General features: G+C 47.8%; 7 protein-coding genes. 2 read left to right on the top strand and 5 right to left on the bottom strand.

What is annotated here, in order from left to right:
• Nucleotides 1–253 precede the first annotated feature (253 nt).
• Complete coding sequence (locus tag QUA97_RS25035) at nucleotides 254–1,360, bottom strand: FecR family protein (protein WP_333196824.1); 1,107 nt, start codon at nucleotides 1,358–1,360, stop codon at nucleotides 254–256.
• Nucleotides 1,361–2,020: 660 nt separating this feature from the next.
• Between QUA97_RS25035 and petP the strand changes: the two genes are divergently transcribed.
• Nucleotides 2,021–2,221: a cytochrome b6f subunit PetP gene (petP, locus tag QUA97_RS25030; RefSeq protein ID WP_194010111.1), complete on the top strand. Its 201-nt coding sequence runs from the start codon at nucleotides 2,021–2,023 to the stop codon at nucleotides 2,219–2,221.
• A 365-nt stretch (nucleotides 2,222–2,586) separates the two neighbouring features.
• On the opposite strand, the gene QUA97_RS25025 is transcribed toward petP, so the two are convergent.
• The 4 genes from QUA97_RS25025 to QUA97_RS25010 all read right to left on the bottom strand — a co-directional run bounded on the left by QUA97_RS25025 (nucleotide 2,587) and on the right by QUA97_RS25010 (nucleotide 11,557).
• The gene (locus tag QUA97_RS25025; protein ID WP_333196821.1) at nucleotides 2,587–4,176 is read right to left on the bottom strand and encodes a glycoside hydrolase family 57 protein; all 1,590 of its coding nucleotides are present in this window, start codon (nucleotides 4,174–4,176) and stop codon (nucleotides 2,587–2,589) included.
• A gap of 106 nt (nucleotides 4,177–4,282) precedes the next feature.
• Nucleotides 4,283–7,459, bottom strand: coding sequence for an EAL domain-containing protein (locus QUA97_RS25020; RefSeq protein WP_333196820.1), 3,177 nt, complete (start codon nucleotides 7,457–7,459; stop codon nucleotides 4,283–4,285).
• A gap of 359 nt (nucleotides 7,460–7,818) precedes the next feature.
• Nucleotides 7,819–11,097, bottom strand: coding sequence for a PAS domain-containing sensor histidine kinase (locus tag QUA97_RS25015; RefSeq protein ID WP_194065777.1), 3,279 nt, complete (start codon nucleotides 11,095–11,097; stop codon nucleotides 7,819–7,821).
• Nucleotides 11,098–11,356: 259 nt separating this feature from the next.
• Nucleotides 11,357–11,557, bottom strand: coding sequence for a hypothetical protein (locus tag QUA97_RS25010; RefSeq protein WP_333196817.1), 201 nt, complete (start codon nucleotides 11,555–11,557; stop codon nucleotides 11,357–11,359).
• A gap of 171 nt (nucleotides 11,558–11,728) precedes the next feature.
• On the opposite strand from QUA97_RS25010, the gene gatB reads away from it, so the two are divergent.
• The gene (gene gatB, locus QUA97_RS25005; protein WP_194065775.1) at nucleotides 11,729–13,225 is read left to right on the top strand and encodes an Asp-tRNA(Asn)/Glu-tRNA(Gln) amidotransferase subunit GatB; all 1,497 of its coding nucleotides are present in this window, start codon (nucleotides 11,729–11,731) and stop codon (nucleotides 13,223–13,225) included.
• Nucleotides 13,226–13,847 lie beyond the last annotated feature (622 nt).

Genomic DNA, 13,847 nt, shown 5'->3' with positions numbered 1-13,847 from the left:
GCACAGATTCACCGCTAAATGCTTCGTCTGTAAACGAAATTATCAAGCGAAGCGTCGCCGGTCGCCATAATAAAGAAGGTTAGTGATGCGGACTGAATTTCGCACTAATAAACAATTTCTGAACTGTAAATTTACCGGACACTATTCTATTTTGCGGACTAAAATCCGCACTACTAACCTTTTTTCGATCGGTCAATTGAGTTGAAACTGGTGTCATATCTCAGATATAACTCCTTACGGCTAGATTGGTTGTTTAGGGAACTACAAGGATGTAATGCCTTTCTCTAACTGAGGGAGCTCGCACTACGATGTTGAGGCGGCGGCTGGGAGGTAAAACCCCTTGGATCTTGAACTTGCCGTCTCGATCGATCTTAATCGCTTCGTTATTGACATAAATTATGTCGATCGGGTTAATTTGACCGCTGAGGCGATAGATATTGCCACTGAGTCTGAACAAACTGCGGACTTGGAGTTCTGCTAGGTGAGGGCTTGTTGAGGTGGGCGCGGGAGGAGATTGACGGAAAATTGTCGTCGCGCTGCCGCCGTTGACAACGACTTCGGAGTCGGTGCTCCCGGATACTGCGACGGCACCTTCAATAGTTTCGACTGAGGTTTTGCCGTCGCTGACGCTGACACCAAAGGAAGTGCCGCGCACTCCGGCCACGCCTTCGGGGGTTTCTACCCTGACTGGGGCGGTTCTGGCAGATTTTTTTTGTTGGGCAATTTGCAGGGAGTTGCCGAGTCCGCTGAAGGTATTGAGGGCGGCAATTTGGTTCGGCGGGATAATTGTTGAGGTGTTGGCTGCGGGAGTTGCCGCATTTGTTTTGCTGACGGACAACCTGACTCGCCCCCTGCTGACAAAAATGGCTGTCTCTTTTTCGCCCTCTGCACTACCAGATAAATTGGATATTCTGACTGCGGTGTTTTCGGCAACTTCCACGATGCCACCGTTGTTGTCGATCGCGATCCTGGCTGTGGAATCTGCGCCCGTGATGATTTCGTCTCCGGGTTCTGTGATCCGATCGCCCGCCACTGCTGGCCTGCCCTTAAAGCTGACAGTACCGCGAATTTCTGTAATTTGGAGCGATCGTCGGGCCGCTGTTCCCTGAGCGTTTATGGTTGCTGCTGGGGATGGATTCGCCGCCGATTCTGCCGGATTTTCTGGATATTTTGAGTCTGTCGGCAGTGTTGGCGGTCGAGGAGCTGAGACAATTTTAGTAAGGTTTGACTGCTGTTTGAGGGATGGAGAGGGCGGACTGGCGATCGCCCCGCTCCATGCCGGCAGACAGGCCAACACAGCCAAGGACAAACTTCTCAACGGAATTTTGCTCGATCGCCAGCACGTAAAAATTTTCTTCATAATTTCAATTTTGTCATTTTGAAGTTCCTACACTTCATTTCCTTTATTAGACTCCCTAAATCCGGCAATCGTTCCACTTTTTATTCTGTCAAACAGCAGCCACAATCAGCTTTCTCAGCATTAACTATTACCATTAAATCTTCTGTTTATTGTCAAATTTTAGTAAATTTTTACAACGTACCAGTTTACTAAACTCCGACCTTCACAAAATTTATTCAACCACACTCAAAGTCTTTTATATCAGGAGTTTGCGCCGATGTCAAGGTTTATGGATGAGTATTTATATATAACAAACATAAAATTTATTACTGCTAGTGAGTGCTTTTTGCCTTCGGTCGGAAGGATGAATAATTGGGTAGAAATCTTGTAATTGTGGGAGTTAATAAAAAAAATATTTTTGCAAAGCGATAAAAAATAATTATCTGTAGCAGTGCGGCTGGGTCTGGCGAGTGAAGCTTGCTGCTGTGGAACCGTAGGTCGTCGGCGATCGCGATCGAGCAACTCCGACTAGAATACCGTCTTTTCGGAAAAGTTGGTCGAAATTTCGATCGAAAAATCGTCTGGGGCGATCGGTCTGCTGGTGTTACTGTTCGATCGAGTCCACCAAACTGTAAAATGGACGCTTGTATAGAGGTTATATAGAGCAGGAGAACAATTTCAGTGGCAATAGAAGTAGGTCAGAGAGTTAAGGTGCGCCGTCTCAGAGATCGAGTACCTGCAAATATCGTGGGCAAGATCAAGGAAAATCCCGTCGGCACCGTTGACGGATTCAGAATGGTTGACGGCAGTGGAGTAGGCGTGATTGTGAAGTTTAACGGTTTTGCGACTTGGTTTTTTGAAGATGAACTAGAACCGGTTTAGCAAAAGTCAAGCGTGAAGTTCGGCTTCCGCGGCCATGTACGAGATGTCAAGGGTGTAACGGATGCTGAGGTTCGAGGTTCGAGAGAAGAAGGAAAATTTTTTTCATACTCCGCTTTTCCCTCACTCCCGTTCTCCCCTACTCCCGTTCTCTGACTGAGAGTTGCGGTGAAAACGTGCTATATTTTTCTCCCTAAAAAAACCCGCGCTGGCGGGTTTTAATTTGTTGGGAATTGGCTGGAAGTAAGAGCGGACTGGTAAGGGCTGGGCGGGTTGATATAATTGGTAGATAATTATCAAATATTCAGGCGCGAAGGAACCCTTACACAACTTGAAATAATACAAGTCTGGTGCTACCAGACTTGATATTAAAGCGATCGATAAACGCGATAGTTAATCTCGGGGAAAATGTTGTCAATCTCTTCGACCTTCTCCAACCAACCGGAATCGACTTTACGTTCTTTGACTTCATCGTACAGCTTGTGAAAGCGCATTAAATGCGATCGAGTCCGCCGCACCGCATAGGGAACCATCGTCCCAGTCCGCATGATAAAGGCCCAGTCAGACGATTGAGCTAACAGCACTTCCCGCGCGGCCTGGTTCAAAGCCCGATACTGCAATTCGTCCTCCGGTTCCATACTTCCCAACTCAATCATCCGTTCCGCAGCTTTGTGCAAGTGCGGGTAAATCCAAGCATTGGTATCGTTGAGCCAATACTCGTGAAAACCCCGGAAACCCCAGCTAGACTGCGACGGACGGCAAACTTGCTGATTCGGATTTCCCCGCAAATAATCGGCTAAATGCGTCATCTCGTAGGTATTTTGGTCGTACCAACTCTTGCGGAACAAGTAATCTAAGAACCAAGGCCCTTCGTACCACCAGTGACCGAAAAGTTCCGCGTCGTAAGGCGATACAATAATCGGCGGCCGCTGCATGATCCCGTTGAGGTGTTCGACTTGCCGCTCGCGGTTGAAAGCAAAGTTGCTGGCGTGTTCGGCTGTTTTTTCCCGCGCCCAGTACGGATCGTATAACTGTTTGTCGCCTAAACCCAATCCGCGACCGGTGATTTTGTGATACTTAATCCCGGTATTTTTGCGCTGGCCGTTGGGCATGATGTAGGGTTTGATGTAGTCGTATTCGGCTTCCCAACCCAAATCTTTGTAGAATTCTCGGTATTCGGCTGCGCCGGGATAGCCGACTTCGGAAGACCAAACCTGCTGCGATGATTCGTGATCTCGACCGAAGGCTGCTACTCCGCATTCGGTGAAAATTGGCGCGTAGCTACCGTAGCGGGGACGGGGGCGGGCGTAGAGAATGCCGTGACCGTCTGTGAGAAAGTAGCGGAGACCGGCATCGGCTAACATCCTCTCTAAGCCTTCGTAATAGGCGCATTCGGGCAGCCAAATACCTTTTGGTCGGCGGCCGAAGTTTTGTTCGTAGCTTTCGCAGGCTACTTGTATTTGCGCCCAAACTGCCTCGGGGTACATTTTCATCAGCGGTAAGTAGCCGTGGGTGGCCCCGCAGGTCATGATTTCGAGGTTGTTGCTGTCTTGGAATTTTTTGAAGGCTTTGACTAAATCTCGATCGCACTTTTCCCAATAATTGCGGACTTGAGAGAAGTGGGCGGCGTAATGTTCGCCTAAATATCGGAGATGACCGTTGCCGCTGTTGTGTTCAATTTCGAGATCCGCTAGTTCTTCGAGTTTGGCTAAGTGGTTGTCGAAGCGGTCTTGCAGCAATGGGTCGCGCAGCATCGCCACCAAGGGCGGTGTCATGCTCATGGTAATTTTAAAGTCTATGCCGTCGCGAAGCAGCCCCTCAAAGACTTGCAGCAGGGGAATGTAGGTTTCGGCGATCGCCTCAAACAGCCATTCTTCTTCTAAAACGTAGTCGCTTTCGGGGTGGCGGACAAAAGGCAGGTGGGCGTGGAGAACGAGGGCGAGGTAGCCAATAGTCATAGCGATTTCGATGCCGTAGTTATTAACTGACGCCAGTAGTTAGGGACAGCTTTAAAATATTTTAAGATTTTATGCTGAAATGGGACGCACAAAATGCCGTGTTTTTTTAATGACCTTTTTCTAAAAAACTCAATGTCAGCAAATCTTGAGTTTCGGCTTGCTGTCGGATCAGAATTGCTGCTGTTTGAGAGTCTACTGGCTTGGAAAAAAAGAATCCTTGGGCGAACTCGCATTTTAATCCTTTGAGTATAGATAGTTGCGAGGCTTCTTCGACTCCTTCGGCTACCACATCCATGCCCAAATTGTGCGACAAAGTAACGATCGACCGCACAATCTCTGTCGGGTCAATACTTCCTTTGCTTAGGTCGAACTCGCCTCCCATTCTGCTGACAAAAGATCGGTCTATTTTTAAGGTATTGGTGGGGAAGCGGTGCAGGTAGGACAGGGATGAATAGCCGGTGCCGAAGTCGTCGATGCAAAGGTGTATGTTTCTGGCTCTAAGCTGCACCAGCATTGCTGTTACTGAGTCGGAATTTTCTATGAGTACGCTTTCGGTAATTTCTAGTTTTAAACTGCTACCGTCGAGGTGACTTTCTTCGAGAACTAGATCGATATATTCGATTAAATCTGGCTGAGAAAACTGTTTGACTGAAAGGTTGACGTTGACGCTTAAGGGCGGGTTGTTTTGAAATAGTTGCTGCCACTGGCGGATTTGCTGGCAAGCTGTGCGTAGCACCCAACGGCCGAGGGCTACGATTAATCCGGTTTCTTCGGCGATGGGAATAAATTCCACTGGGGAAATTAAGCCGCGTTCTGGATGCTGCCAGCGCACTAGGGCCTCGAAACCGTTAATTGTGTTATTGGCGATGCTGACGATCGGCTGATAGTGAATGATAAACTGGGGGGCTGCGGATAAGGGAGGTAAGCCCGATCGCGCGCATGGAGTACATTCTTGTTCTATGGCTTGGTCTCTAATTGATTCGATCGCCCGCCGCAAGTCATTTTCTAGCTGCAACAGTCGCAAAGCGTGGGCGTGCATGGAACTGTTAAAAACTTCGTGTCGGGCTCGGCCGAGTTTTTTGGCGCGGTACATGGCGGTGTCGGCGTCGCGCAGCAGGTTTGTCGTTTCCAGGTCTTCATCAGAACTCAAAGCAATGCCGATGCTGGCGGTGATAAATACTTCGTGTCCGTCTAGCAAAATCGGAGAGGTGATTTGCTGTTGCAGGCGGTTGACAATGCTACTAGCTTCATTGATGCCGTCGATGTCTTCGAGCAAAAGCACGAATTCGTCTCCCCCGATGCGGGCTACTGTATCTCCGGGCCTGAGACAAGCTTCTAGACGGCGGGCGATCGCCACTAGCAGTAGATCGCCGATGGCGTGGCCGAGGGAATCGTTGACTACTTTAAATCGGTCTAAATCGAGAAACAGCACGGCAAACAAGTAGTCTGTACGCCTTTTTGCCAGCCTCACAGAGTGTTCTAGCCGATCGATAAATAGCGATCGGTTGGGTAATCCGGTGAGGGCGTCATGAAAAGCATCGTGCAGCAGTTGTTCTTCGGCGAGTTTGCGCTGAGTGATGTCGTGACAGTTGATCACGATTCCCTTGACAGCAGGATCGTGCAGCAAGTTGGTGGCTACAGCTTCTATATAACACCAAGAACCGTTGCGGTGGCGGACTCTATACTCAACTGGGGACTGGCTTCTTTTGGGGTTTTGAAGGGCTTTATGGAGGGTTTGGGCGATCGTGGCGCAGTCGTCTGGGTGAACTGTCCCTAGGGCGCTGCGCCCGATCGCCTTATGGGGCGAGTATCCTAAAATTCGCTTCACCGAAGGGCTGATGTAGCGAAAGATTCCCTCGCCGTCAAGAATGATCGTGATGTCTGTAGCGTTTTCAATCAGCGATCGAAATCGCTGTTCGCTTTGTCTGAGGGCTGATTCGGCAAGTTTTCGGTCGCTGATATCGAGGGCTACTCCGTCTATAACTACGTCGCCGTTTTTGTTATGAGAAAATTTGGCGCTATCTTGCACCCACTTGGTTTCGCCGGAATTCAAGACAATCCGGTACTGGCGATCGCAGTGCTCTAGATTGTCACACGATGTTGCTACGCTGCTGTCAAACAAGGTTTTGTCGTCTGGATGAATGATTTCGGTCAATAGTTGCGGGCGCGCCATTACTTCTGCAGGATCGAAGCCAGTAAGTTCGCGCACCCCGGGACTGATGTAGGGCATCGACATCTTGCCGTCTGGATGCAGCACGGCGCGGTAGACTGAGCCGGGAATGTTGGCTGCCATCGTGGCTAGTTGCTGCTGAATGCCGCGGACTTCTGCTTCGGCGCGCTTGCGTTCTGCTAGTTCGGTTTGGGCCGTTTGGTAGAGTTCGGCTTGATGGATCGCGATCGCGCACTGATCGGCGATGGCTTTGACTAGCGACAGTTCTTCGGCGTTCCAAGAGCGCGGTCGATCGCACTGGAAGAGGCAAATTCCTCCTAAAAATGATTGCTGGTAGAGCAGCGGTGCGATCGCGATCGCGCGAAACCCTAAAAATTCGGCTGCTGCTTGCAGGGACGGGGCCAGACTCGATAACTCGGCGATCGCGATCGTTTCTCCGCGGCCGAGGGAGGAGCGATAGTATTGGGCAAATTCGCAATTTAGACCGATCGCCAGTTCTCTGCCGACTGCCTTTGAGCTCATGTAGCGAATCGCGATCCCGCCTGCGGTATCTGGCTGCAAAATCGCGCAGCCGCTAATTTCTAGAGCTTCATGCAGTTGATCTGCGGTGGTTTGCAGCACTTCGTCGAGTACGAGGGTGAAGCGCATGGCTTGAACGATGCGGTTGACGATCGCCTCGCGAGTCGCTTGACGCTGAATTTGGGCGATCGCCTCTTGCTGCTGGCGGCGCATTTTGTATTCTTGGAGCGATCGTTCTAATACTGTTGGCAACCTAAACAGCCGCCCTTTTAATACATAATCGGTCATACCGGCTTTGATGCACTCAACCGCCGCTTCTTCTCCCAAACTTCCCGTTACTAAAATAAATGGTATGTCTTGCCCCAATTCCTGCATCAACTTCAACACTTCTAAACCGTTGAATTCCGGGAGGCGGTAATCTGACAGCACAGCATCGTAATTGCTATTTTGGAGCATTTGTCTGCACTCTGCCGCTGTTTCTGCTGTGTCGAAATTAAAATTTACTCCACCCGCTTCTAAGGCTACTTCTATTAATTCTATATCTTCTGCCATGTCTTCTACGATCAACAATTTTAATGTTGATTCGGCTACCATTTTCAGTAAAGAATCGGTCGAGTTTCTATTTAACATACAGTTTTTCGGAATCTTTAAATAGTGTTTTTTTTGCTATATGTCATTTCTGAAATTTACTTTCCTTGAGCTTTCTAAATTTTTAAGTTATTTTTGGGACGATTTATTATCTATTCTCAAGACCTTGATTTCGCACCTGCCACTGAGGGATTGCCGAACCGACTGTGACTTATTAAACTGCATGATAGTTTTCAATTCAGAATTAAAAACTACTATAGCGGTTCTCAAAAAAGTGAGATATGCCCGGTTTGGCCGGTTTGGCCGGTTTGGCCTATACCGGATAGTACCTCCTATGAAAGCTCGAAAGGCTATATCCCGATCGCTCAGGAATCTAGATTAGCGTTTGAGATTGTCGGCCCTAGTTTAAAGAAAAACGTGGCTCCTTGACTGGGTACGCTTTGAACCCAAATCGTGCCGCCGTGGCGGTGAATAATCCGCTGGACGATCGCCAAACCTATGCCAGTACCTTCAAATTCTCTCTGGGAGTGCAGCCGCTGAAAGGCTCCAAACAGCCGATCGGCATATTCCATCGAAAAACCTACCCCGTTATCCTTGACAAAAATAGTTCCGTCAGGTAAAGCATCAATCACTATTATAGCCGGAGTGCGTCCGCGGCTGAACTTGACAGCGTTGTCGATCAAGTTGCTGAACACCTGTTGCAGCAAGGTGGGATCTCCCATCACCCCCGGCAAATCTCCCACGGTAAATTCAACTTTGCTGTCGGGATTTTCGGCGGGATCTGCCGCAGTTCGGGGTTTACTCAATTTAATCGCAGTTTGCACCAACCGGGCAAGATCGATCGGAATTTTGATTAAATCAGTCCGCCCCACCCGCGAAAGAGCCAGCAAACCATCAATCAACAAGCTCATTTTTTGGCTGCTGTCCTCAATTATTTCGATGTAATGAACAATTTTAGGATCGTTCAAAACCTCAGTTGATATTAAGCGCTGTTTCAAAGCATTAACAAAACCTGAAATGTGGCGCAAAGGAGCGCGGAGGTCGTGGGAAACCGAGTAGCCAAAAGATTCTAATTCTTGATTAGCAACCTCTAATTGCTCCGTGCGTTCCGACAAAGCTTGTTTCGTCTGGATCAACTCAGTGACATTGCGAGCCGTGCCAATTAAAGCATAAACTTCGCCGTCAAGATTCCTGAGAGGAATTTTAAAAGTGTCGAAATAAACAGCATCACCAGCAACCACAAAATTTTCCTGAAAATGAATCGTCTGGCCAGATACAAATACTTGCATATTTTCCAAGTAAAATTGTTCTGCAAGTTGGCTTGGATAGCATTCATAAATAGTTTTGCCCTGCATCTGTTGCCTGCTGTCGAATCCGCAAAATTCGACAAAAGGCCAGTTGACAAAAGAGAAGCGCATATTCTCACGTTCTACCACAAAAATAAGATCGGGTAAAGAATCAAAAAAAGTCTCTAATTCGGCTGTACGCAGGGCTACTTGAGCTTCTAAAGTTTCGTTGAGCTGCTGGAGTTCTGCTTCGGCTCGCTTGCGATCGCTGATATCTTGACCGATACCGATCAACCTGCCGTCGGAGAGGCGAACATTTGCCCAAGTCGTGTCGATAATTCGCCCATCTCTAACTTTCGTTTGGAAGTCGCCCCACTTCTGAGTTGCTGCTTGAATGAAGTCGAAAACGTATTTGCGGTATTCCGGCTCAGGATAAAATTCTGCCAACATATCGCGGTTTTTGGTTTCTGCAAAACTCCAGCCGAGCACTTGTTCCCAGTGGCGGTTTACCCAGCATAATTCACCCTGGGCATCTAAGAATGTCAGCATGACTGGAACGTTCTCGAAGATTGTTTGCAGCAATTCGTTTTGCTGTTTTAAGGATTCTTCGGCCCTTTTGCGATCGGTAATGTCGAGTACGGAACCGATTACTTGCTTCATTTTTCCATCGGGAGTTCTTTTGAAGATAGTCGATCGATCGTGAACCCAGCGCCATTCTCCATTTTTGTGTTTTATCCTGTAGTCGATGTCATCGGTTTCGTGGGGGTTGGTACTGTTTTCTAGCCGCTGCATACCTACAATTAACTTGGGCATATCCTCCGGGTAAATCAAGCTAGAGATTGCTTCTGAACCCCTGTCTTGCAATTCTTGGGGACTGTAGCCCAACATCGCTGTGACTGCCGCATTTGCATAGATATTTTGCTGTGCTTCTGTGTCGTAAATGTACAGGAAGTTGGGGATGGTTTTAATGATGCTTTCTAAAAGTTCTTGTTGTTTCTCCAGCTCTAATTCGGCTTGTTTGCGCTCGGTTAAGTCCAGCACAAAACTCACTCCTAATTCCTGGGAACCTTCTAACAATGCAGAGCCTAGCAGCACCGGAACGCGGCTACCGTCGGCTCGGATGTATTCTTTTTCAAAAGGGGTATTTGTGTTGTTAGCTACCACTTCTACAAGTTTTTCTTCATCGAGGCTGCGGCACTCTGGCGGTGTCATTGTTTGCCAGCCAATTTTTTGGGAAAATAAATCGTCTCGCGTGTACCCTACCAGGTTTAAAAAAGCCTGATTCGCATCGGTGATCTCGCCGTTAATGTTCCAAAAAACAATCCCGATGATGTTAGAATCAACTACGCGCCTAAATCGAGCTTCGCTTTGGCGCAACTGGGCTTCGACTTGTTTGATTTCTGTGATGTCGCGGGCGATCGCCAAAACAGTTTCTACTGAATTGTCCTCAGCAAATTCTGGAATGATTCGACACTGATAGTATGTTGTCCCGTCGGAAGTGGGGAAATTAAATTCGATAGTTTCTTGTTTACCGACGCGAAAAACTTTGACACAGGCTTCGTCCCACAGGTTGCAAATATCGGGGGAAATTCCTAATTCTTTGTTACTTTTGCCGATAAATTCTGATGGGGATTTGGCGGTGGCTCGTTCAATTTCTTGGTTAACATAAAGGTGCCGCAGTTGTCGGTCGAACCGCGCTATGATATCGGTAGAATTTTCGGCAAGCGTGCTAAATTCCTGTTCGCGCTGGCGAAGTTCTTCTTGAGTGCGGTGTTGTTCGGTTATGTCTCTAGCAAAAGAGAGAATTGAAACTAATGTTCCCGATTCATCAATGAGTGCAGAATTGTACCATTCGCAGTAAATTACCGAGCCATCTTTGGTATGGTTGCGGTTGCGGCAAACGGTGCGGGGTTCTTTGTTCTGTAACAGTTGATTTGTGACGGCGGACACCAGATCGAAGTCTTCTGGATAAACTATTGACCATTCGTGCCAATATTTGCCGATTACTTCTGCTGCACTCCAGCCAAATATTTGTTCAGCTATTGGCGACCACCGCACTACCCGACCTTCCCTGTCCCACTCTATAACTGCTAATGGCGAGTTTTCTAAGTGAAATTCTCGCCGCGAGTTGGCTTCTTTTATTTTAGTTTGAAGTTGCTGGCGCAGTTGCTTGGCTTTGGCAAATCGCTCGCGGATATTCTCTGCGTTTGCTTGGTCGGCTTTGGCTATCTGAGCAATAGTTTCTGCTGTTTGTTTTTCGAGTTCGTCCCAAGCGATTTTGAGGGCAGATTCTGCCTGTTCTAGCTCACTGATGCTGTTCTGAAACTGTGCGGTACTTTCTACAGGGATTTCAGGCATAGTTTTGATTGTTAGGCAAGTGTTTGTTTAAAAAAGTTAATATAGTTGAAAAATTAAAACCTAAAAATAGGCAATTGCTGGTTAAATTATACATTTAAAATCTTTGATTGGTGCGCGGAGTCGGCGGTTGGAGGCGGGAGGCTCTATGGCCTTTCTCAAAAAGTTGAGAAGTCAGTCGATTTTAGATTGAGGGATTGAGGGATTGGGGAATCTATCGATTTTAGATTTTAGATACTTCGGCTTCGCTGGCTCACAAGTTTTAGATTTTAGATTGGGGAATTGGGGGATTGGGGAATTGGGGCGATCGATATCTCATATCAGAGCTCCAATTGCTATATTCTCCCACGGGGTTGGGGTTTGGGGGCGATCGCGATACCAAGGCGCTTAGGGAGTCACTGGCGATCGCGAAGCTGTAGTAGGGCGTTGGCGCTGCCGCACGGCGGTTAGAAACCCGGTTCACACAAATAAAACCCATCCCAAGCGGGCTCAAGAGGCGGTTGCAACCGATATTTTTTGCCAGCCCTGCCGGTGTTCAGTGAAAACCGTCCCTAGCCTACAAAGAATCTCAAGTCAGTTTGGCAAATAAAAAGTTAAAATATAATCTAAAGTTATTCATTTTTTTAGGTCGCCTATGACTGCTGCTGCACCCTCTTCGATAAAAAACCAAACTCAGTACGAAGCCATTATCGGTCTCGAAACTCACTGTCAATTGAGCACGAATACTAAGATTTTCTCCAGTTCTTCTACAGAATTTGGCAATGCCCCAAATACTAATATTGACCCAATTTGTATGGGAATGCCGGGAGTATTGCCAGTATTAAATCAAAAAGTGTTGGAGTATGCGGTGAAAGCTGGTCTGGCTCTCAACTGCGAAATTGCACCTTACAGTAAGTTTGACCGCAAGCAATATTTCTATCCCGATTTGCCGAAAAATTATCAAATTTCTCAGTTCGATTTGCCGATCGCTACTAACGGTTCGATAGAAATTGAACTGGTGGACGAGGCGGGCAATTCTACTAGAAAAAAAATCGGAATTACTCGGTTGCACATGGAGGAAGATGCAGGCAAATTGGTTCACGGCGGCAGCGATCGGCTCAGCGGTTCTACCTATTCAATGGTGGATTACAACCGGGCCGGTGTGCCTCTAATCGAAATTGTTTCGGAACCGGATTTGCGATCGGGCGCGGAAGCTGCCGAATACGGTCAAGAATTGCGCCGGATCGTGCGTTATATCGGTGTCGGCGACGGGAATATGCAGGAAGGTTCGCTCCGCTGCGATGTGAATATTTCGGTGCGCCCGGTTGGGAGAAAAGAGTTCGGCACCAAGGTCGAAATTAAAAATATGAACTCTTTTAATGCGATCGAACGGGCGATCGATTACGAGATTGAGCGGCAAACTCAAGCTATCGAAAATGGCGAAACTATCATCCAAGAAACGCGGCTTTGGGATGAAAACAAGCAGTGTACTTTCAGTATGCGGATTAAGGAAGGTGCGAGCGATTATCGGTATTTCCCGGAACCGGATTTGCCTCCGATCGAAGTTTCAGCGGAGCAATTGCAGGATTGGAAAGCTCAACTGCCGGAATTGCCGGCCCAAAAGCGGCACCGCTACGAAACTCAATTAGGTCTTTCTCCCTACGACGCGCGGGTTTTGACTGACGACAAAGCGGTGGCGGAGTATTTTGAAAAAACGATCGCCGCCGGTGCTGTTGCTAAACAAGCTGCTAATTGGGTGATGGGCGATATTACTGCTTATCTGAAAAATGAGAAACTGGCGATCGCAGAAATTCCTTTTCAACCGCAGGATTTGACCGAACTGCTGGCGCTAATTGATGCTGGCACGATCAGCGGCAAAATTGCTAAGGATATTTTGCCGGAGTTGCTAGCAAACGGCGGTTCGCCGACTAAGTTGGTTGAGAGTAAGGGTTTGATTCAAATTTCGGATACTGGGGCGATCGATCGGGCGATCGATGCAGTGTTGGCCGCCAATCCCAAGGAGCTCGAACAGTACCGGGCTGGTAAAACTAAGCTGTTGGGCTTTTTTGTCGGTAAGGTGATGAAGGAAACGGGCGGCCGGGCCGATCCGAAATTGACTAATGAGTTGCTTGCGACCAAGCTTAACGGCTGAAGTCAAGGCCGCCGTTAAGGGGATTGTGTAGCGGACGCGCGCGCAGGGCGATCGGTTTTTCCCGATCCCGCCGCGCGATCGCCGATCCCGCTGCATGATAACTTTATAATTAATACACATTCTTTTACCATATCTTCACCTTTGGGGGTGTCACCCCTCATCCTGATAATGTTATATTGTGTTACGTAGATGCACCCTGATGGCAGAGAGAGTTACTTAGGTAACTCTCTCTTTTTTTGTCTTTTTTGTCTTTTTTGTCTTTTTTGATTTTTTTGATCTTTTTTGGCGATCGGGGATGTATAACTCGTTTGTAGTGCGGACTTGCATACGCTTTCCGCTCCAATAGCCAAGTCAGGACAGCTCGTTTGTAGTGCGGACTTGCATAGGTTTTCCGGCCCAATAGCCAAGTCGGGAGTGCGAACCTTTTTTGTTATGGTAAAAAATTGGTTTAAGGAACGAAAATTTAATAAATTAAATGATCGCTCTGTTTTGAGAAACCCTGGGTAAATAGAGGCAGAGCCTCTGGATCTGCATTACCAGGCAGAGCCCATTGGTAACAAGTTAAGCTTGTATGCCAGTTGTCAAGGGGAGTTCAGAAGATTTCTCAAAGAAAAATTGATTC

This window comes from Microcoleus sp. CZ3-B2, assembly GCF_036705055.1.
Classification (GTDB): domain Bacteria; phylum Cyanobacteriota; class Cyanobacteriia; order Cyanobacteriales; family Microcoleaceae; genus Microcoleus.
Note: the sequence above shows the minus strand (reverse complement) of the source record. Positions and strands in the feature narration are given on the sequence as shown.